Raw genomic sequence first — 20,809 nt, 5'->3', positions numbered from 1 at the left:
GTGATCTTGCGGGGTGAGGCGGTAGAGTTCACTCGGAAAGTGCCTTCTGATCTGGGTTGGACGGGGCCTTAGACAAGTCCGATCCTTCCAGGTCAAGGGCACTTTTCATATGTAAACGATCAAGTCGGCTCAAATTCGCCGTGAAAGCCGCAGGCTAGGATCCGTGCCGAACCCGAAGCTGGAGCCGTTGGTGCTGACCGAGGAAGAGCGACGGCTGCTGGAGGCGTGGGAGCGTCGCCGTAAGTCCTCGCAGGCGCTGGCTGACCGGTGTCGGATCGTGCTGGCGTGCGCGGAAGGGGAGTCGGTATCGGCGGTCGCCCGCCAGTTGGGATTCGGGCGCGGGACAGTCGCCCGCTGGCGGTCTCGGTTCCTGGAGCATCGGCTGGAAGGGTTGCTGGACGAGCCGCGGCCGGGCCGTCCGCGGCTGATCTCGGATGAGAAGGTCGAGGAGGTCATCACCGCGACGTTGGAGCGGAAGCCACCGAAGGGCGACACGCACTGGTCGACGCGGTCGATGGCCTCGGCGACGGGCATGTCGCAGTCGAGCATCTCCAGGATCTGGCGGGCGTTCGGCCTCAAGCCGCATCTGGTCCAGACGTGGAAGCTGTCGAAGGACCCGCAGTTCGTCGACAAGGTCCGGGACGTCGTCGGCCTCTACCTCGACCCGCCGGCCAAGGCCGTCGTTTTGTGCGTGGATGAGAAGTCCCAGATGCAGGCCCTGGATCGGACTGCGCCGATCTTGCCGGTCTTGCCGACCACGCCGGCCCGGATGACCCACGACTATGTACGGCACGGCACCACGAGCTTGTTCGCGGCGCTGAACATCGCCACTGGCCAGGTGATCGGCTCGCACCACCGCAAGCACCGCCACCAGGAGTTCATCAAGTTCCTGAACACCATCGACAAGAACGTCCCCGCCGATCTGGACGTGCATGTGGTCTGCGACAACCACGCCACCCACAAGACCGAGGCGGTCAAGAAGTGGCTCCTGCGTCATCCGCGCTTCCACGTCCATTTCACCCCCACAAGCTCAAGCTGGCTGAACCTGGTGGAACGCTGGTTCGCCGAGCTCACCAATCGCAAACTCCGCCGCTCGGCTCACCGCAGCGTCGCCCAGCTCGAGGCCGACGTCCACTCCTGGATCAAGGAATGGAACGCCGACTCCAAACCCTTCGTCTGGACCAAGACCGCCGACGAGATCCTCGACAACCTCGCCGCCTACTGCCAGCGAATTAACGACTCAGGACACTAGTGTGGCGCGCCTGAAATTTTACACTTAAGTACGCTACTGGTTTTCGGTGATTGGCGGGCTGATCTTGCCGAGGTAGTCGGCGAGGGATTTGAGGATCTCGTCGGCGGTCTTGGTCCAGGTGAAGGGTCTCGGATCGTCGTTCCAAGTGTCGATCCATGCCTTGATGTCGTTCTCGAGTGCCGTCACAGAGGTGTGGACGCCACGGCGGATCAGCTTGTCGGTCAGCAGGCCGAACCACCGCTCGACCTGGTTGAGCCAGGAGGAGCCGGTCGGGGTGAAGTGGACATGGAAGCGGGGGTGTCTGCCCAGCCACGCCTTGATCTCGGAGGTGTTGTGGGTGGCGTAGTTGTCGCACACGAGGTGTACGTCGAGTGTGGCCGGCACCGCCTTGTCGATCGAGATCAGGAACTTCTTGAACTCGATCGCCCGGTGGCGGCGGTGCAGTTGGCCGATCACGGTCCCATCGACGATGTTGAACGCGGCGAACAGGCTGGTGATGCCGTGCCGCAGATAATCGTGAGTGCGCCGCTCGGGCATGCCGGGCATCATGGGCAGCACCGGCTGGGAGCGGTCCAGCGCCTGGATCTGGCTCTTCTCATCCACGCACAGCACCACTGCCTTCTCGGGCGGGTTGTGGTACAGCCCGACGACGTCGACGACCTTGTCCACGAACAGCGGGTCGGTGGACAACTTGAACGTGTCCTGCAGGTGCGGCTTGAGGTCGAACTTCTTCCAGATCCGGCCGATGGTGGACTTCGACAGGCCGCTGCGCTTGGCCATCGAGGCGCGCGACCAGTGGGTGTCCCGGCCAGGGGTGGACTCCAACGTGGCGATGATGACGTCCTGGACCTGATCGAGCAGGATCGAGGGCGGCCGGCCCGGGCGGGGCTCGTCCTGCAAGCCGTCCAGGCGCCTGGCGATGAATCTCGCCCGCCAGCGGTTGACCGTCCCCGGCGCGATGCCGAGTTCGGCGGCGACCTGGTGATTCGTGCCGCCTTCGGCGCAGCGCAGCACGATCCTGGCGCGCAGCGCGAGGAACTGTGCGCTCTTCGCTCCTCTGGCCCAGCGCGTCAATTGCGCACGCTCGGCCTCGGACAAGACCAGTTCCGCCTTGCGCCGCCCTGGCCGCGGCTCGTCCGCCAGGCCCGCCAGCCGGTCGGCCGCGAACCGGGAACGCCACTTGCGCACCGTCGCCACATTCATCCCCAGGTCGGCGGCCACCTGGGTACTTGACGCACCATCCGCACAGGCCAGGATGATCTGTGCGCGCTCGGCCTCCCGTGCGCTTGTCTCTCCTTCTGCCCGGTGCGATAACTCGGTGCGTTCATTCTCCGAGAGCACGATCTCGACAGCTCGTGGTCCTCGATGCGACATGCCAAATAGCGTACGTAATTACAGCTGAGATTTCAGGCGCATGACACTAGGCGCGGAGCAGCAGGAGGGAGAGCTTGCCTTTCTCCACGAGCTGCGCCATCCCGTTGGCGTATGCGCTGGGGCACCTACCGGACCAGCGGCGATGTCGCCGGCCCGGCGTCCGCCATGGTGGTCGCGGGAGCGCGGTGGATCGACATCGCGCCGAACTACGCCGGCGGCCGAGCCCAGGCCCAGCTCGCGCCGGTGCTCGCCGCCCGGCTCGACGTGGCCGTCTCCACAAAGATCGGCTACCTCACCCCCCAGATCCGCGCCGCCGCGGCAGCCGACCGCGTGCTCCCCACCGGCGGAGCCGAGGCCAGGCACTGCATCCACCCCGGCAGGCGACGCCGAGCACGCCGAGACCTGATCCTTTCGATCGTGCCAAGCGCCGAAATTCGCAACAGAATCAGTCAACCTCGGTGGAGAACATCGTCAACCTATCGCCATGCGACTCCGGTAGAGCGATTTCCAAACCACCCGAGAGACGCGGCTGAAACGACCGGCGCCAGATGTCACAAAATCGCGACGTTATGCAAATACCCGCACGTCAACGCCCACATAGTCGACATCATCCGGGACTTCCGTGCATTATGTGCGCTTGCCTGCCACCGACCGTGCGGTCATTATCCCGATGAGGTGGGGAACACCGCAATACAGACGGGAGTTTCACCCATGAAACGTAGGGCATTGATGACCGCGATCGCCCTGGTGGCGGCTGTGACCACCGGCGCCGGCGCCCCGGCGAGCGCGACCGGCCCATCCCCCGGCTCCCCGGGAGTCGCCCCGGACCGCCAGGCCGGACACGGTGCGAAGAGCGTCACGCTCATCACCGGCGACCGGGTCAAGCTCTCCTCGTCCGGATACTCGGTACACCCCGGCAAGGGCAGGGATGTACGGTTCGCCACGATCCAGAAGAAGGACCACCTGATGGTCCTGCCCTCCGACGCGGCGCCGCTGGTCGCGCGGGGACTGGTGGACGAGCGGCTGTTCGACGTCACCCAGCTCATCGCCTGGGACTACGACGACGCGCACCGCGCGGACGTACCCGTGATCGCCAGAACCAGCGGCGCGGCTGCGGCGACGTTCCGGTTACCGGGCGCGCCCGCGCCCGCGTGGCGGAGCGGGCGGCTCGGGCTGGCCGCGGTCAAGGTGCCGAAGAGCGACGCCGCGGCGGCGTGGCGGGCGCTGACCGGCGACGCGGGCGCGCGGACGCTCGCGGCCGGGGTCAAGCGGCTGTGGCTGGATGGCCGACGTACCGCGACACTTGACCAGAGCGCGCCGCAGATCGGCGCGCCGGAGGCGTGGAAGCAGGGCTTCACCGGCAAGGGCGTGACCGTCGCCGTACTGGACAGCGGATACGACACGGCCCACCCGGACCTCAAAGGCGTGGTCGCGCACGCCAAGTCGTTCATCCAGAACGACCCTGACATCAACGACGGCGTGGGCCACGGCACCCATGTGGCCTCCACGATCGCCGGATCGGGCGCGGCCTCGGGCGGCAGGTATCGCGGGATCGCGCCGGACGCCAAGCTGGCCATCGGCAAAGTCCTGAGCAGGCGGGGCGGCGACGAATCCACGATTCTCGCCGGGATGGAATGGGCCGCGGCCGAAATCCGCGCCCAGGTCGTGAGCATGAGCCTCGGCGGACGGGACACCCAGGCGCTCGACCCGCTCGAAGAGGCGGTGAACACCCTCAGCGAGAGCACCGGCGCGCTCTTCGTGATCGCCGCGGGCAACTCGGGCCCGACGGCGTCCTCGGTGGTCAGTCCGGGCAGCGCTGACGCCGCGCTGAGCGTGGGCGCGGTGGACAAGCAGGACGCGCTGGCGCTGTTCTCCAGCCGGGGGCCGCGGATCGGCGACCGCGCCGTCAAGCCGGACATCACCGCGCCGGGCGTGGGGATCACCGCCGCCCGCGCCCGGTACGGCGGGTACTCGACCCAGACCGGCACCTCGATGGCGACGCCGCACGTCGCCGGTGCCGCGGCGATCCTGGCGCAGCGCAACCCCGGCTGGCGGGCCGACCGGCTCAAGTCCGCCCTCATCAGCAGCGCCGCCCCACAGCCGGACGCCGGCCCGTACGCCCAGGGGGCCGGGCGCGTGGACGTGCGGAAGGCGATCGCCCAGACGGTCGTCGCCGTCCCCGGCAACGTGTCGGCCGCGCTGCGCTGGCCGCACGAGAAGGGCCAGCAGGCGACCAGGACGATCGCGTACGCCAACACCGGCGACGCGCCCGTCACCCTCGACCTGGCCATCGCCGCCCAGGGCGGCGGCGAGCTGCCCGCCGGTCTGTTCAGCCTGTCGGCCGACCGTCTCATGGTCCCCGCGGGCGGCCACGCGTCGGTCACCGTCACGATGGCGGCCGACGGGGTCGCGCCCGGCGCGTACGCGGGAGTCGTCACCGCGACCGCGGGCGGCACGGTTGTACGCACCCTGACCGGCGCGTACGTCGAGCCGGAGGCGTACGACCTGGCCATCTCCGCGAAGGGCGGCGCCGGCCTGTCAGGCTTCGCCGTCGCCTTCGACCTCGCGCGAAACGAGTTCGAGTACGTGGACATCCAGGACGGCAAGGGGACGCTCCGGCTCCCCGCCGTCGGATGGTACGTCCAGGCGGTGTTCGACGCGGAGAAGAAGCGGACCGTCGCCCATGTGCCGCCGTTCCGGCTCAGTGAGCGGACGAAGCAACTGACGATCGACCTCGACGCGGGCAGGCAGGTACGCCATTCGGTGGACGACCCGGCCGCCCGGCAGGCCGCCCTGGACGTCTCCGCCACCCAGCAGCAGGGCCAAATCCGGGCCCGGTTCAGCACGATCGCGTCCGATGACCAGATCTTCGTGGTGCCGTCGGAGGTGCCCGGCCTCACGTACCAGGCGCATTCGGTACTGACCAAGGGGGACGCGTCGCCCAGCCCCTACCGGTACGACCTCCTCCACACCGCGGAGAACGGCCTCCCCGCCGATCCCACCCACCAGGCCAGGACCGCCGACCTGGCCAAGACCACCGTGACCTACCGGGGCGCGGGCGTGGCGGCGTACGGCTACGTCTACAGCGGCCCCGCGAACATGTGGCTGCTCGGCGCGCCCACGCGCGTGCCGTCCACCCAGATCCGCTACCGGCCCCGCGTCGACGGCCTCGCCTGGGCGAACCAGGTGGCGTCCTACGACGACTCCGGGGAGCACTGGCTCGTGGACCTCGCGAGCGAACTGCCCCCCGGCGCCGGCACCGAGGTGTGGAACACCGCCGTGTACGGCGCCGCCCAGACCCCGTCCACCGCCCGCTACAGCAACACGGTCGTCGTCGACGGCGCGGTGTTCTCCGATTCCGGGCCCGCCCGGTTCGGTTACGAGTCCAACGCCGATGTCGCCATCGCACTGGCCAGGGACGGCGTGGAACTGGCGAGGGTGACGTGCATGCCACCGGACTCGGTGAGCTGCACGCTCGGGGCCGAGGTGCCCGGCGCGGAATCCACCTACACCCTGACGATGTCGGGGCGGCGGCAGGTGCCGTACTCGGCGCTGGCCACCGCGGTGGACGCGACCTGGACCTTCCGCTCCGGCACGGTGGACGCGAAACCGCTGCCCCTGATCACCGTACGCCCGGCCGCGCAGGGGCTGGACGCCCTGAACCGGGCCGAGCGCGCCTCGCTCACCCGCATCCCGCTCATGTTCGAGCGGCACGCCTCCCCGGCCCTGGGCAGGTCGCGCCCCAAGGTCGAGGTGTCCTTCAACGACGGCGCCACCTGGCGGCGCGTCCCCGTCAGCCACACCCGCGGCCAGTGGACGGCGATGGTACGCAACCCGGCGGCCGGCGACTTCGCGTCCTTGCGCGTCTCGGCGGAGTCGGGCGACAGCACGTTCACCCAGACGATCATCAGGGCCTACGGCCTGACCTCATAACCGCGACCATGCCCGCGGGCGCGCCCCACGAGCGCGCCCGCGGCGACGTGCCGGGGCTCACGAAGAGGAGACGGCACCGGAGCGGAGCAGCGGCGTGAAGCGCTGCCTTCGCGCCAGGACGAGCGCCACCACCATCGCGACCACGAACGAACCCGCCGCGACCATGATGTAGCTCTGCACGCCCGTGGCCGAGTTCTTCGCCACTCCGCCGACCGTCACGGTGGTGGACATGAGGACGGCCGAGCCCACCACGTTCATCACCACGGAGCCGATCGAGAGCATGACCTGCACCAGGCCGGTCACCACGCCTTGCCGATCGGCGGACGCCACGCTCGTCGCCATGTTGAAGCCCGACGTCACCACCGAGCCGGCGGTGAAGCCCAGCAGGCCGGCGAAGACGACCGCGGCGAAGAGATCGGAGGGCGACAGGTACATTCCGACGGTGGACACCATGCCGATCGTCACACCACCGGCCAGGGTCCACGCCGGGCCGACCCGGGTCGCCAGCGCCCCGGCCAGGACGCCCCCGATCGTGATGCCCAGCGACGGCAGGGCGAACAGCAGGCCCAGTGATCCGTCGGCGGCGAGGCCGTACCCGAGGCCCTCGTCCTGCGAGACATGGGCGATGAGGCCGAAGAGCTGGAGCATGCTCTGGTACGCCCCGGTCGAGAGGACGACGACGAGCAGCGTGAGCACCAGCGGCAGGCTGAGATTCCTCAGGTCGATCACGGGTTCGGGTACCCGCCGCACCGCCACTGCCCACAGGAACAGCAGCGCCACGCCGCCCGCGAGCAGGGCGAGCGGTCCCACGGCGGACCAGCCGAACTCCGGGCCGAGGCTGATGTAGCTCAGCACCGCCGCCAAGCCCCCGCCGAGAAGGCCGGCCCCGACGACGTCGAGCCTGCCCACGATTTTGATCGGTGACTCTGGAAGGAGCGCTCGCACCATGATCGCGGCGATGCCCGCGAGGACCGCGGACACGACGAACACGATCTGGAAGCCGTACTGCTCGGCCAGGTATTGGAAGAGGAACGGTGAGGCGACGCCGAAGATCGCCGAGCCCGACGTCACGATCCCGGTGACGGTCATCGCGATGCGGGGCGCGCAGGTCTGGCGGATGAGCGCGACCGTGTGGAAGACGGCGGCCACGGCCGCGCCGCGGATCGCGGCCATGGCCCTCATCACCCGCGCGGTCGTGGAGGCGGCCGGGCCCGGGTTCCAGGTCGGGGCGCAGCTGATGCGCAACGCCGTGCAGGCGTCGCTGGCGGTGACGCAGGTCGCGGGCGGCCACTTCACCCGGGTCGGCGCGCTGGTCGGGGCGACGATCGGCGGGCGGCCTGGTTCAGGGCGACCCGCTCGCGGTGGCGGAATACCGGAACAGGATCGGCGCACAAGGCATCGCGCTGATCGCCGAGGTCGAGTTCCCCGTCAAGTCTGCGTGTTGAGGATCTTGTCGCTGTCTCAGCGGTCTCCTCAGGGCCGGTGACGGTGCAGCGGGGTGACGGTCGATTCAGGCAGTTCCAGCTGTGCTCGAAGCTGCTGGTTCTCCAGGGTGAGCTGGTGGACGGCCCGAACTAAGGCTGGGACGTCTTCCCGGATCTGGGCGAGTTCCTTGTTCTTGTTCGCGATGGTCTTCTTCAGCTTCGCGATGGTCTCGCGGAGACGAACTTCGACGTCGGGTGTCGCCCCGCGGGCTTTGACCTGCTCATAGAACTCGTTCTTCAGATCGGGATGGCGCTGGGTCAGGGCGTTGCGGGGAACCTCGGCTTCGTGGGCCAGGGCGACGATGGTGAGGGCGCCGGTGGAGTTCTGCGGAGTGCCGGCCAGGATGCGGGTCATGGCGGCGCGGATGCGGTCGCGTTCATCGGGCGCGGGGCTCACGTTGTGCTCTCCTGCAGAGTGATGCGGGTGCGGTTGTGGGTGTCGGCCAGATCGCGCAACTTGCTGGCGCGCCCGCGCAGCCGGTCGCCGACTGGCTGGGGGCGTGCGCGGCCCGGTTGTCCAGAGCGTCGGCGTGGGCGCGCAGGCTGGCAGCGTGCCGGTCAGTGCGGACGATGTTGCCGCAGCCGGGGACGCAGTGATCCAGGGTGGGGGTGTCCTTCAGGCCGTCGCGGTGGCAGAGCGCCTGGGCCCGTTTGTAGTGGCAAAGAACGAACGCCTGCGGGTTGTCATAGATCATGAGGTCTTCGTTGGCGATCAGTTTCCGGGCGGTGGCCGCGTTGGTGATCGCGCCCTCGAAGACCGTGGCGCGGGTGGCGGCATTGATGACGCGCCGGGCTGCGGGGCCGGAGAGCCCCTCTCCGGCCTGGATGCCGTCTCGTAGGTCGGCGACGGTGTCGGCGACCGCCCGGACGGTCTCCAGGTCGATGAGTTCGTGGATGCCGCCGCGGCTGCGGGAGGCGTAGCCTTCGGAGACGAGAGTGCGCAGGTGGCCGTATTGGATGGCAAGCGCGACGAGGCCGTTCGGCCTGCGGGCGATATGCCAGGCCAGCGACCTTCTGAACCGGCTGATTCCGATGTTGCCGTGGGGGTCGGGCGGGATGAACTGATCATTGAGGCCGCGAGCGGTCGCCTCCGTGTTCGCCCAGGAGATGAAGTCCTCAATGCGGTTGTTGAGCACGACTGGTTTGAGTGAACCTGTCCCAGCTCGGCCGAAGCGCAAGTCGTGGGCATGGTGGTCGAACAACAGGCAGCCGTCCGGAACCATGCGCTCCAGCACTCGGATGGCGTTGACGACCGGAGCGATCGCCACCCAGGGTGCCTCGCGTTCCATCCCCGCGGATCGGTGGTTGCCGTGCTCGTCGACGGCGTTCTTGTATTCAACGCCCCGGATCAGGTGCCGTCCAAGGAGGCCGTGACCGTCAGGCTCGGGGTCGGGGCAGCAGCCGGTGTGCAGGCCGAGTATCTCTCCGGGGCGCATGCCGGTCAGGAAGGAACAAACGATGAAAGCCGCTGTTCCGAGGTGGCGCATCAGGCTGGCCGCCTCGTCGTAGTCGATCGTTTCCCGCCACGAGACCCCGGCGATCTGGCCGGTGACCGGGACGTTCAGCGGGCAGGGTCCTGGTCTGCTGGACACGGCGTCCTTCAGATCGTTCTGCGCGAAGTACTTCTGGATCTGTGCCGCAGAGGCGCCGGTCATGCCGCCGATGTAGGTGCGGGCCAAAACCACGCGGCCGGGAAGTGCCGTGGTCGGCAGCGGCGCCATGCCGGCCACCAGCGGGTCGAGGTAGGCGTGCAGAGCAGCTTTCCCCGCAGAGGTGGCGGGGTTGGCGCGGGCGGCCGCTTTCAACCGCTGCCTCTCCTTCCAGGCGGTGAGGATGTCGTCGGCGAAGTCGTCGACCATCCGCATGGCCCAGACCAGCAGCGGGCCCATCGTCTGGGCCGCCACTGGTTCGGTCGCGTTCTCTCCGCCGGTGGACGAGGTCGCCGGGGGCAGATAGTCATCGATCCCGAGCTCATCCCAGGGCGGTCGGGCCATTCCAGTCGGGCGGGCGCTGAGCCCATCGAAAGCCCACAAACGTGTCAGGCCTGCCAAGATGCGGCCAGTGTTGCCGCGGCTGCGACCCCTTCCTCTCAGATGGAGACCGTAGTCGTGCAGGTCGCTCGCGCTGCAGAAGGCGAGGCTGTCGATGCCCCTGGAGACCAGCCAGGTGGCCAGGTGAAACCATTGCCGCATCGTCTCGGAGACTTCGCCCAGGCTCAGTCGGCTTCGCATGCGGACGCCGCGTTCGGCAAGAAAGCTGGGTCGCAACTCACCATTGATCATGGTCCAGGCGATCAGCCGCAGCTCGTCACGGAACGCATCAGGGCAAGCCTTCCAGCGCAGGCAGACCTTGGTCGCGCTCGGGTTCTCCGTCAGCGCGCCCAGCGGCCAGATCTCATCGCTATAGCGGCCGTTGAGGTGAGCGTGTCCGGCGCTCACATGATGCGGCAAAACGACTGGAGTGTCAGGGTTGGGCAAGGGCAGCCGATAGGGGTCGTCGAGGGGGGCGGTGAGGATCACGGTTCGAGCTCTCCGCTCAGCAGGTCGGCGATGAGCGCGCGGTCGGCGTCGCTGACGGTGGCCAGCGATCGACGCCAGATGCCTTCACCAAGCTTGGATCGGAGGTCTTCCAGACGGGCGTGGGGGTCGTGCCAGTCTCGCGACCAGGCGGTGGGCGGCAAGGTTGAGCGCAGATTGGACAGTGCTTGGTGCAGGTGCGCGAGCCGGCAGTGGTGTCCAGGGTGAACGCGGGCGTTCTCGCAAGCCAGACACATCAGGAACGAAGCGCCGCAGCCACCGCCGGGCGCTGGGTAAGGGCTGTTGTCGTAGTCGCGGCAGTCGGCGGTCGCCGTCTCGAGGTCCCCATCCTGCGGCTGGTCGCGGAGTTCGGCGACCAAGACGATCGCGCGGGCCCGGTCGGCGGCGTCCTCGGCGCCGGCGGCGATCACCTCGACCATCTCGGCTTGGACTCGCTTGTCGACCAGAACGTAGTGCCGGTCGTGGACGTCCTGGCTGTTCTGCCCTGGCTCTCGGCGGTCGAGCGCGTTGACGGTCCGGCGTCCCCGGCGAAACGGCGAACCTGCGAGACCTTGCGATCGCGCCCACTTCTGCGCGTTCATGGAGGTGACGCCGAAATGGAACTGGCCGACCGCTGGCAGCCGATCCAGATTCCTCAGCAGGCGGGCGCGTTCCAGATCGCTCGCGGTGGTGTCGCCGAGGCGCGCGGCCTGATGCTCGGCGGGGGCGTACGGGGTGAGCCGAATGCGCGGATCAACGCGCGAGGCTGGTCCCGCAGGGCCCGCATGAACGCCATGAGGTCGCCGTTGATGTCGTTGATCGTCTCGCCCTGCGCCGGTCTCTTCGCGAAGAGCACGGCGGCGACCCCGGCGAACGGTTCGACGTACACCTCATGCGGTGGGAGCAACCCGGCGAGGAGCGGCGCAAGACGGCCTTCCGCCCCGTAGTAGGCGAACGGAGGCCGTAGCGCCATAGGACCTCCTCACCGTGCCCATTTGGGCGAATTAGCCAGAACAACCGGTAGTCGCGCCCATCGTCACGGTTGGCCTCGATTGGTCTAAACCAATTGGCGACCATGTGAGATGATAACTTAATGGGGCACAGAATAATGATTTACCGGGTCGTACTTCACCCAGCTCGGATTTTCGGCCGCGATACTCGCGAGGCGGCCGAAGGATCGCCGCCTCACGCGTCCGATCATCAACTGGAGGGAGTGGTCCTCGTTGGAGGACTGAGACCCGGGCGATCCAGACAGGCGCAGAGAGGAGGCGTTCTGGTGGCTACAGGTGGCGCTGTGCACATCAGAGCTGCTTTTAGCGCTGCTGGATCTTGCGGAGAAGATGGGAAGGTCCTGCTGAGCGACCAGCCCAGCAGGACCGATGGTGACCCCGCCTACGCTTGAGGGCCAGGCCGGAGTCTTCCCAGGCCCCGGGGTGGGGAGGGTTGCAGCCCTCCCGCCCCGGGGTTCTTCTTATTTTAGCGCGCCGCTGGAGTGCTAACTTATCTTCGCGGGTTATATTTAATCACCCCGCGCGGCATTATTTTATCCGAGCCGTGCTGTTTAGTTTTACTTCGGTCTGGCGGCCTCTTATGTCGTTTCACGCGTCGCTGTGGTGTCGAACGAGCAACGGGCTGCTACAGAGTTCGCTTGTCACGCGTCTCTCCCACTCCGCGTTCGGGGTTCGACCAGCGGAAACACCGTACAGGGAGTGATCCGCTCGTATCTGCTGCGATGCAGCACACCTCGCCGACCAGCACTGAAGCGCTGTAGTCGATTCTGAGACGTCGAACCGTACACCCATCCCCTCACATGTCGACGCGCGAGATGGATGCTCAGCGTTGATCGTGACGCGTCTACCTCGCGCGTGATATGCGGTGAAAGTCCCGTGACCAGATGGCATGTCCTCCGCCGTCACCCCTCTCCACGACGACGCCACGAGCTGCCACGGGTCACGCTCGACGGTCTTCGCCGCATCCAGATAGACCATGGTCGTGTTCAGGCTCTCATGATTCGGGTACTCCTGAATCAGGCGCGGGTCCACGCCCAGTTCGGCCGCGCGGGTCGCCCAGGCGTGCCGCAGCACGTGCGGATGCACCTGCACCTGCCCCAGCCCGGCCAGACGCCCGACCCGATGCACCGCCTCGCTCGCCGTCGATCGCCACAACCGCATCCCGGAGTCCGTGACGAACAGCGGCCCCGACAGCTCGGCCACCTTCACACCGGCCCGCCGACGCCGCGGCGATGGCCCGCGCCGTCGCGTTCATCGAGCGGGAAGAGCGGGACGCCGAGCGGATGGAAAACCTCGCCGAGGACGGCGCCTGATGCCCAGCATCATCAAGCCGGCCCCGCGCAACGGCGCTGACCGGCCCGAGGATGTCGATCTCGACGCTCTCTCGCCCCGGGATGGGCGCTCGCCGAAGGCGTTGCCCAGCGCCTCGGCTCCACGTGCGCCATCTGGGTACAAGGTGACCGCCCGTCCGGGAGGCGATCCCCGAAGCCGATGAAGTGGTACGCCACCGACGAGCAGTGTCCGTAGTCAGCGCACAGGCGACATGAGTGCATGCCGGGCAAAGCCGGGTGTCATCCAGGGCTGGCGCTTGGTGGCTCGGGTCTGTTCGCGATCCAGCGCAGCAGCCGGAAGGCGCGTTCGCTGAGCCGTTCGGAGCCGAACAGGGCGCTGGCCATGATGACGATGCCGAGGGCGATCAGCAGGCCGGCGATGATGATGCTCAGCGCCGGGTGGACGAGCCAGACGGCAGCCGGAGCGCTGACGGTGGCGGTGGTGACGGTGACCACGCGGCCGTACCGCGACGTCGTTCGGGGCATGCCTCGATTTCAGCGGGCCGGTGCCGTATCAGTCCGGTAATCCGGGTAACCCCGGGTCGCCCGGAATCCGCGCATGACGACGACGATGAAGACAAGGCCGTCTCTTTCCCCTGCGCAGCCGATCGCGGGTGTCTACGCTGCCGCTTATCCAGGTCAACGGCAAAGGACGGCGATCTTTCCGGGAAGGAGCGGCAGGATGGGGCAGGCGACCGATCCTGTACAGGGCCCGCACACCTTCATCACATATCTGGAGCAGGCCCATATCGCGGCCGGTAGGCCAACAGCCCAATGGCTGGCCACGAAGTCCCCGATCCCGCAGACCACGGTCGAGTTCCTGATCAGCGGCCGTCGCAAACGACTGCCGGACTGGACGAACCAGGTTGAGCCGCTGCTGATCGCCTTACGCCTGTGGGTGGAGCGCGGCAAAGAAGATCCCGATGCGGTACTCGGGCTCATGAGCGGCTGGAAACGGGCCTACAACGACGCGCAAGGCCATCGGCCGCCGGCTTGTCCTCTGCCGACCCCCGCCACTTCCTCGGCCCCGGCACCGGGCTGGCCGCTGAGCGAGGTGACCGACCCGTTCCGGTTCGACCTGGAGGTGCACCGAGCCATCGACACCGGAGATGGCCAACTGCCGGCGCTTCCGGTGTATGTGCCGCGCCTGCACGACGAGGTACTGGGCAAGGTGGTGGCGGCAGCCGCCAAGGGCCACAGCGGCACCGCGGTGCTGGTCGGCGGATCCTCCACCGGGAAGACCCGGGCCTGCTGGGAAGCCCTGCACCTGCTGCGCGAGCGCCCCGAGCCGTGGCGGCTGTGGCATCCGATCGATCCGACCCGTCCCGGCGCGGCTCTGGCCGAGGTGCACGACATTGCGCCGTACACGGTGGTGTGGCTGAACGAGGCCCAGTTCTACCTGGGACCGGACAAGCTGGGTGAGCAGGTCGCCGCCGGGCTGCGCGAGCTGCTGCGCGATCCGGGCCGGGGGCCGGTGTTGGTGCTGGCCACCTTGTGGCCGCAGCACTGGGAGGCCCTGACCGCGGGCCCGGATGCCGGACAGTTCGATTCGCACGCTCAGGCTCGGCTGCTACTGCTGAACGGGCATGACATCAGGGTTCCGGACGCGTTCACCCGCGCCGACCTTGACGTGCTGGCCGGCCACAGCGCCCGGGACCGCCGCCTGGACGAGGCCGCCGAGCATGCTGCTGACGGCCAGATCACTCAATATTTGGCGGGGGTACCGGTGCTGCTGGCCCGCTACGCCCAGGCTTCGCCCGCCACCCAAGCGCTGATCTGGGCCGCCATAGACGCCCGCCGCATGGGCGCCGGGCCGCATCTGCCGCTGGCGCTGCTGGCCGCTGCCGCACCCGGCTACCTCACCGACACCCAATGGGAGCAGGCCGGCGACGGCTGGCTGCAGCAGGCCCTGGACTACGCCACGACCCCGTGCAACGGTATCCCCGGCATCCTGATCCCTGTGAAGACCGGCACTCCCCGCAACCAGCGCACCCGTCGTCCCCGGGGAGCGGCTGGCCCTGCCGCGCCGTCACGCGCCGGGGCGGCGTCCGGGCCGCTGTACCGATTGGCCGACTACCTCGACCAGCACGGCCGGCGCCACCGCGCCGAACAGATCCCTCCGATCGACTTCTGGACCGCGGCCGCCGCGCACGCCCACCCCGCCGACCTGGCAGAACTCGGCCACGCCGCCTGGACACGCGGACTGTATCGCGACGCCGCTCAGCTGAACAAACACGCCACCTCCCACGGAGACCCGAACGCTGCTGCAGCGCTTGTCCTTAACCTGCACGCCCTGCATCCCACAGACCGCCGCCCGGCCCAGCACGCCGCCAGACACGCCGCCCTGGACGCCCCGTACAGGGTGGCCGAACTGCTGGACAGGCTGCGAGAGGCCGGAGCCGAGGATCAGGTACGGACGCTGCTGGCGGCGTGCAACGCGCTGCCGGTATCCCCCAGAACGTGATGGATGTTGACCCGGTACAGGCTGGTGAACGGCCGGGCGGTGCCGGGCCGGGCGGCCAGGCGTCCGACTCGGTCGGCGGCGTGTTCGGCGTGCCTGATGCCTTCCAGCGCGCCGTCGCGGTCACCGGCCCAGGCCGCCGTGTACGCCGACGCGCACTGCAGTCGCATGAGCACCGACGCTTGAGCGCGGGTGCGCAGCCCGGTCGCGTCAAGCCGGTCGATGGCCTGCTGGAACACCCCGATGCCGGTCTGGTGGCGGCCTCCGGTGCGAAGCATCATGCCCAGTGCCCGCGCCGAGGAGGCCATCGCCACCGGGTCGCTAGAGCGTTCGGCGTACAGCACGCCGCGGTCGGCGGTGATCCGCGCCGACTTTTTGCGGCCGACCTTGTTGAGGGTGTCGGTGGCCAGGTTGTAGCAGGCGGCGAGCATCGCCCACCCGCCCGGGGTGTTCGACTGCTCCGCGGTATCGCGGGCCGCGGTGAGCAGGCCGGGCAAGGCGGCCACCAAGTCGCCCAGCGCGCTGGTGTCGAACTGGCGGCGGGCGTGCGCGAGCCGGTCCTGGATCTGCGGGAGCGCGCGGCGCGGGCCTAGCCGGGGCGGTAGCGCGAGCATGTCATCGACCCGCTCCAATACCGCAGCGGGGATGCTCACCCCGGCGGCCAGCAGTGTGCGTCGCCGCATCGGATCAGCTCCCTGCCTGTCGTCGTGTCCGCCCACTGTAACCGCAGGCGGGCGGCGGAGCGGGTATCCACGCGTCGTCGTCGCAGAGCCCTCATGCGGCAATCCCAGCCGCTTCGGCGGCACCTGGTACAGGCGGCACAACGCCGCCGCGTACCCGGCGCTCACCGCGACCGTGCCGTGTTCCCAGCGGCACAGCATCGCCGAGTTCACCGGCGGCGCGCTCAGCCCGTCGGCCTGATACAAGGCGGCCAGGGCCTGCAGGGCGACCGGCCGGGACCAGCCGCAGGCCAGCCGCCAGGCCTCCAGCGGCAGCAGATCGGGCAGGGCGGCCACGATCGCCTCGGCAATGTCGTCCACCCCCAGACCGCGCCGCCGGGCCTCCAGGCGGATCTCCCTGGCCCGGCGCTGCAGCTCGGCCCGTCGTGCTCGGCTCATGGTCATGGCGCCCCTCGTACGTGACCCTCGTGACCTCCGGCGCAACCATCCGCCGTCGACGATAACCCGCCGATCGCCCCCGGGACATTGCCGTGGCGGCAATGTCCCGGGGCGCGGCATTGATTGACGGGGCATCGCGCGGCGACGGTGGAAGCGCACCCCCGAAAGGGCCGGCCCCGGCCAGCCCGATCGGCCCGGTCGGTTTGAGCGGCGATCACGGCGGTGTTCACCTGCCGCGATCGCCGGGGCGCCACCGATCGCATCAGCGATCACCTGCCCGTGAAGGAGGACTTGGTCCGATGCCCGACCTCGCGCTTTACGGCCTGAGGCCCGGGCCAACCATGCCACAAGGCCGGTACCGGCCGGTGCGCGGTCAACGCATGATCATTGCGACGATGGGAGCAGACATGCCCCAAACCCAGCTACGGCAACAGCCGGGTCAGTACCGGCTTCCCGATGAAGCCGGCGAACCGGCCGGAAGCGTCCGCGTTGCCTGCGCCGAGTTCCGCGGCCGACCCAGCGATCTGCCCGTCGTGCGGGACGCGCTGATCGAGGCCATTGCGAAGGTCGCCGAGGTGATCGAGGTCGCCGGTGACGTCCAGGACACGAAGCTGCGCCTGGCCGGCGGCGCGGTCGTGCGCCTGGTGGCCGCTGTCCCTGCCCAGCCGGCGGCCCACCCGTGGGGGACGTTCACGGTGACGGCGATGCTGCACGGCACGGCCACCCTGCCCGCCCGCCAGGTGGCGGCGCTGCTCGGCGCGATGCGGCGGGTGCCGTTCACGCCGACCGAGATGACAGCGCTGCGCGATCAGATGCCGTTGACAGCCGAGCTGCCGTTGTTCCTCCCACCGGATTGCCTGTCGGCGGTGGCGCCCGTTTTAACCGTGCATCACATGACCGATTTCCTGGTGCTGGTGGAGGCGGTGCGCGCGATGGGCGTCCCGCCCGAGGCCATCACGGTCATCGACAAGCAATACCCCTACCAGCACGCCGACCGGGTCGATGCCCACCTGGTGCGGCAGGGAATCGCGGTGTGGCCGTGGCAGCACACCGCGCACGCGCTGGACAGCCATGTGCGGCGCGCGGCCGCGCTCGGCCGGCGCGGGCTACTCATCGACGACGGCGGCTACACACTGCCGGTGCTGCTCACCCACCGCCCGCACCTGCTGCCGTTCTTCGATGGACTGGTCGAGCAGACCATCTCGGGCATCACCCGGCTGGAGCGGTGGCCGCGCCTGCCGCTGCCCGTCTTCAGCGTGGCCGAGTCCCGGCTGAAGGCGACGATCGAGTCCTACGGCGTTGCCGATGCGGCGATCCGCAACCTCTTGCACGTGCTGCCGCAGGAAAAGCTCGAAGGACAGCCCGCGCTGGTGATCGAGTTCGGCCGGATCGGCGAGCAGATCGCCGCGGTGCTGAACGCGCGGCGGATGCGGGTGGCCGTCTACGACCGGCAGATCGTGCGGCTCATCGCCGCGCAGGAGCGGGGGTTGCTCACCGCGCGGTGCCTGAGCACGCTGTGGCGCAGCCGCCGGCCCGTGCTCGTGGTCGGCAGCACGGGCCGGACGAGTGTGCGCGGCGAGCACGCGGCCGCCATCACCCGCGACTGCTTCCTGGTCTCGACCACGTCCCGCGATCGGGAGTTCGCGATCGCCGAACTGGCCGAGGAGGCCACCGCCATCACCGGCGAAGGCGTGGTCGGAACCCGGCTGTGGCTGCGGCCCGGGGCGGATGTGACGCTGGTCGGCGACGGCCTGCCGATCAATTTCCACTTCGCCGAGAGCCTGCCGAATTCCTCCTCCGACCTGATCTTGGCCGCTCTCCTGGTCGGCGCGGCCACGCTCGCCCCCCGGCCACGCGTTCAGGCCCGGCCACAACGTCGCCCTGACCGATCGGGTCCTGGAAGGGTGCGGGCTGTTGGAGCGCTACTACACCCGGTTCGGCCCACGATGGTGATCACCGAGCGGGTGGAGCGGGTGTTCACCTCCCACGACGTGAAGGATCCCCGGCCTCGGGGTGGCGACCCGCAGCATGCGGCGCCAGCCCGGCTGGTATCCCGAGGCCGATCCGGCGGCCGCGGTACAGGTCGCGCTCGCGGTGGCGCGCCGCTCGTGGCTGGACGCGGTCACCGCCGCCCCGGCCGCCGCCTCACCGGCACAGGCGGGCCTGGCGTTGGCGTTCGCCGAGCACTTGTACGCGATCCGCCGCCGCCGCGGGATGGACGGCGCGTGCGTGACCAGCCCGGTCATTCCGCCGCTGCCGCGCGGCGGTGTGGTCCGGGTGCCGCATTTGCTCACCGTCGAGCATCCCGGGCGCGGCCGCTGGGGCGAGGCGGTGGTGTGGGAGCTGATGACGGCGAGCGGTTCGGCGCGTGGCTGGGCCGCTCCCCCGAGGTTCTGTCCGGCCTGGAGGAACAGGTGCCCGCTCTCCTGGCGTTGCGCTGCGCGGCCCGCGACGGCGCGCTGCCCGGCACGCCGGAGGCCGACCGGCTGCGGGAACTGCTCAAGACGCGCTACCTATCGATCCTGCTGGTGCTCACGCACCGGCCGCTGTTCGACACTCTGACCAGGCAGCAGCTCAAGGAGGCACCATCGTGAACGCCGGTAACACGTGGACATCGGCATCCGGCGGCGACCTGTCGGCCGGGTACGCGCGCCACAGTGGGACATTGCGCGGCGCGTTGCGCCAGGCTCTGGTCGCCCGCGCATTGCGCGTCCACCTGCCCGCCGCGCCCCAGCGGGTCCTGGACATCGGCGGTGGCGACGCCCACCAGGCGGTGCAGTTGGCCCGCGCCGGTCATCAGGTGACGGTGCTCGACACCGACCCGCAGATGCTGCAGCGGGCCCGGGAACGCCTGGCCGGTGAGCCCGAGCCGGTCCGGCAGCGCATTCACCTGGTCCAGGGCGCCGGGGAGGACGCGGTGGATCTCGTCGGCGGTGGCCATGACGTGGTGTGCTGCCACGGGGTGCTCATGTACGTGCAGGACCCGCGGCCGCTGGTGCAGGCGGCGGTGAAGGCGGCACGCCCCGGCGGGGGGCTGGTGTCGCTGCTGACGAAGAACGCCACGGCGCTGGCCATGCGCCCGGCGCTGGAACGGCGGTGGGCGGACGCCCTGGCCGTCATGGACGCCGCTACCGAGATCGGAAACCTCGGCGTGGCCACCCGCGCCGACAGCCTCGAGGCGCTGCAGGCCCTGCTGGCCGGGGCGGGGGCGGGGGCGGCCACGGTGGCGTGGTACGGGGTGCGCGTGTTCACCGACCATCTCGGTGACGAACCCGTCGGCGAAGGATTCGACCAGGTCCTGGAGGCCGAATGGGAAGCGGGACGACGCGACCCCTACCGGCGGGTCGGGCGGCAGATCCACGTGATCGCCCGCACGGGGACGGCGGGTACGCGGTGATCGGCCGGTCGCCGCTGACGGTGACCGACAGCTGGCGGGCCGCCCGCTCCTGCTGCGATCGCGGCTGCTTTTGCTACCACGCCTCCTGGCGGGTCTTTCGCCGCCTGAGGGTGAAGAGCTCTCCACGGTGGCATACCGGCTTTTACCGGCTGGCCCTGCACGCGCACGGCCGGCCGCCCCTGCGGCCGTCACACTGGTCGTCCCAGCGGATGAACGGTTCGGCCCGACGGGTTGCTGGTCCTGGCCGACACGAACGAACTCCTGGCGGCCGCGCTGATCTACCCGCTGGCCCACGGCACCGGCCATGAAGCCACCAAGGGGCTACTGGGCAACGTGCTGATCCACCCGTCCGCCGAGCGAGCGGATGATGACGGACGTCCTCGGGTCATCATGGAACTGGTGCGCGGGCGCTCCCTGCAGGACCTACCGACGGCCGAGAGAGCGCTGCCGCTCAGCCGGGTCGCGCAGATCGGGTTACAGGCGCTAAGAGGCTCTGAGCACGCGCTGTGGTCGCGTGCTCCCAATGCTCCCGGCCGCATAGAAGATCAACAGGAGCACCCGATCGATCCCGAACGCTCTCAACCGCCGTCAACCGACCCCATCAAACGCCACTGGCCTGCGAATCTGGAAAAGCCGCAGGCCAGCGGACAGTCCGAACTACCTTGACACGGTAGAGGTCACTGGTTCAATCCCAGTATCGCCCACCATCTTTCCCCAGGCCTGCGGCCTGGGGATCAGTGTCGGCCATGGAAACGGGAGCATACTGCTCCCGGAAGACCGACGCCTTCGCGGCGGTTCCGCGCGAGGTCGACGCCGGGTTGGGCGCGTCGGCGGATCGGCCCGTCCCTGCTCGACATCGCTTCTGACGTGCTCGCCGATCGCATGGCGGCTATGGTCGCGAGCCGGGTCCTGGAGCGGCGGGAGTACCGTGGA

General features: G+C 69.2%; 15 protein-coding genes. 6 read left to right on the top strand and 9 right to left on the bottom strand.

Annotation, left to right across the window (positions count from 1 at the left end; translation table 11 throughout):
- Positions 1-163: 163 nt before the first annotated feature.
- On the top strand, positions 164-1,252 hold the full coding sequence (locus ACH34R_RS37645) for an IS630 family transposase (RefSeq protein ID WP_397566366.1): 1,089 nt from the start codon (positions 164-166) through the stop codon (positions 1,250-1,252).
- 33 nt (positions 1,253-1,285) lie between these two features.
- Here the strand turns inward: ACH34R_RS37645 and ACH34R_RS37640 are convergent, their stop codons facing one another.
- Positions 1,286-2,626, bottom strand: a complete 1,341-nt coding sequence (locus ACH34R_RS37640) for an IS630 family transposase (RefSeq protein WP_397566365.1) — start codon at positions 2,624-2,626, stop codon at positions 1,286-1,288.
- A gap of 711 nt (positions 2,627-3,337) precedes the next feature.
- On the opposite strand from ACH34R_RS37640, the gene ACH34R_RS37635 reads away from it, so the two are divergent.
- The gene (locus ACH34R_RS37635; protein ID WP_397566364.1) at positions 3,338-6,559 is read left to right on the top strand and encodes a S8 family peptidase; all 3,222 of its coding nucleotides are present in this window, start codon (positions 3,338-3,340) and stop codon (positions 6,557-6,559) included.
- Between the two features lie 57 nt (positions 6,560-6,616).
- Here the strand turns inward: ACH34R_RS37635 and ACH34R_RS37630 are convergent, their stop codons facing one another.
- The 7 genes from ACH34R_RS37630 to ACH34R_RS37600 form a co-directional block, all read right to left on the bottom strand.
- Entirely contained in the window at positions 6,617-7,855 is a 1,239-nt protein-coding gene (locus tag ACH34R_RS37630) for an MFS transporter (protein ID WP_397566363.1), read from the bottom strand.
- A gap of 177 nt (positions 7,856-8,032) precedes the next feature.
- Complete coding sequence (locus tag ACH34R_RS37625; RefSeq protein ID WP_397566362.1) at positions 8,033-8,440, bottom strand: hypothetical protein; 408 nt, start codon at positions 8,438-8,440, stop codon at positions 8,033-8,035.
- A complete protein-coding gene (locus tag ACH34R_RS37620) occupies positions 8,421-10,562 on the bottom strand; it encodes a hypothetical protein (RefSeq protein ID WP_397566361.1) in 2,142 nt (713 codons plus the stop codon). Before ACH34R_RS37620 ends, ACH34R_RS37625 begins: the two co-directional genes overlap by 20 nt.
- On the bottom strand, positions 10,559-11,161 hold the full coding sequence (locus ACH34R_RS37615; protein WP_397566360.1) for a hypothetical protein: 603 nt from the start codon (positions 11,159-11,161) through the stop codon (positions 10,559-10,561). Before ACH34R_RS37615 ends, ACH34R_RS37620 begins: the two co-directional genes overlap by 4 nt.
- 53 nt (positions 11,162-11,214) lie before the next feature.
- Complete coding sequence (locus tag ACH34R_RS37610) at positions 11,215-11,532, bottom strand: DNA adenine methylase (protein WP_397566359.1); 318 nt, start codon at positions 11,530-11,532, stop codon at positions 11,215-11,217.
- A gap of 625 nt (positions 11,533-12,157) precedes the next feature.
- Positions 12,158-12,778, bottom strand: a complete 621-nt coding sequence (locus ACH34R_RS37605; protein WP_397566358.1) for a tyrosine-type recombinase/integrase — start codon at positions 12,776-12,778, stop codon at positions 12,158-12,160.
- A 362-nt stretch (positions 12,779-13,140) separates the two neighbouring features.
- A complete protein-coding gene (locus ACH34R_RS37600; protein ID WP_397566357.1) occupies positions 13,141-13,386 on the bottom strand; it encodes a hypothetical protein in 246 nt (81 codons plus the stop codon).
- A 196-nt stretch (positions 13,387-13,582) separates the two neighbouring features.
- On the opposite strand from ACH34R_RS37600, the gene ACH34R_RS37595 reads away from it, so the two are divergent.
- The gene (locus ACH34R_RS37595; RefSeq protein ID WP_397566356.1) at positions 13,583-15,364 is read left to right on the top strand and encodes a hypothetical protein; all 1,782 of its coding nucleotides are present in this window, start codon (positions 13,583-13,585) and stop codon (positions 15,362-15,364) included.
- Here ACH34R_RS37595 and ACH34R_RS37590 read toward each other — a convergent pair.
- Positions 15,307-16,479: a hypothetical protein gene (locus ACH34R_RS37590; protein WP_397566355.1), complete on the bottom strand. Its 1,173-nt coding sequence runs from the start codon at positions 16,477-16,479 to the stop codon at positions 15,307-15,309. The two genes, ACH34R_RS37595 and ACH34R_RS37590, sit on opposite strands and share 58 nt — an antisense overlap.
- A 101-nt stretch (positions 16,480-16,580) precedes the next feature.
- Here ACH34R_RS37590 and ACH34R_RS37585 point away from each other — a divergent pair, with 101 nt between their 5' ends.
- From ACH34R_RS37585 to ACH34R_RS37575, 3 genes are all read left to right on the top strand, one after another.
- On the top strand, positions 16,581-19,073 hold the full coding sequence (locus tag ACH34R_RS37585; RefSeq protein ID WP_397566354.1) for a hypothetical protein: 2,493 nt from the start codon (positions 16,581-16,583) through the stop codon (positions 19,071-19,073).
- Positions 19,070-19,876 carry a methyltransferase domain-containing protein gene (locus ACH34R_RS37580; RefSeq protein ID WP_397566353.1) on the top strand — a complete coding sequence of 269 codons (807 nt, stop codon included), beginning with the start codon at positions 19,070-19,072 and terminating at the stop codon, positions 19,874-19,876. Before ACH34R_RS37585 ends, ACH34R_RS37580 begins: the two co-directional genes overlap by 4 nt.
- A 231-nt stretch (positions 19,877-20,107) precedes the next feature.
- The gene (locus tag ACH34R_RS37575; protein ID WP_397566352.1) at positions 20,108-20,542 is read left to right on the top strand and encodes a hypothetical protein; all 435 of its coding nucleotides are present in this window, start codon (positions 20,108-20,110) and stop codon (positions 20,540-20,542) included.
- The last annotated feature ends 267 nt before the right edge of the window (positions 20,543-20,809 follow it).

It is taken from the genome of Spongiactinospora sp. 9N601 (assembly GCF_044326295.1).
Lineage (GTDB): Bacteria > Actinomycetota > Actinomycetes > Streptosporangiales > Streptosporangiaceae > Spongiactinospora > Spongiactinospora gelatinilytica.
The sequence above is the reverse complement of the archived record's forward strand: the minus strand, read 5'-3'. Positions and strand labels throughout refer to the sequence as shown.

Bases quoted from the DNA above. Each gene is read 5' to 3' on its own strand.
- ACH34R_RS37585 (WP_397566354.1), top strand. From the start codon at position 16,581: ATGTCCCGGGGCGCGGCATTGATTGACGGGGCATCGCGCGGCGACGGT.
- ACH34R_RS37635 (WP_397566364.1), top strand. From the start codon at position 3,338: ATGAAACGTAGGGCATTGATGACCGCGATCGCCCTGGTGGCGGCTGTG.
- ACH34R_RS37595 (WP_397566356.1), top strand. From the start codon at position 13,583: ATGGGGCAGGCGACCGATCCTGTACAGGGCCCGCACACCTTCATCACA.
- ACH34R_RS37640 (WP_397566365.1), bottom strand. From the start codon at position 2,626: ATGTCGCATCGAGGACCACGAGCTGTCGAGATCGTGCTCTCGGAGAAT.
- ACH34R_RS37590 (WP_397566355.1), bottom strand. From the start codon at position 16,479: ATGAGCCGAGCACGACGGGCCGAGCTGCAGCGCCGGGCCAGGGAGATC.
- ACH34R_RS37615 (WP_397566360.1), bottom strand. From the start codon at position 11,161: ATGAACGCGCAGAAGTGGGCGCGATCGCAAGGTCTCGCAGGTTCGCCG.
- ACH34R_RS37600 (WP_397566357.1), bottom strand. From the start codon at position 13,386: ATGCCCCGAACGACGTCGCGGTACGGCCGCGTGGTCACCGTCACCACC.
- ACH34R_RS37610 (WP_397566359.1), bottom strand. From the start codon at position 11,532: ATGGCGCTACGGCCTCCGTTCGCCTACTACGGGGCGGAAGGCCGTCTT.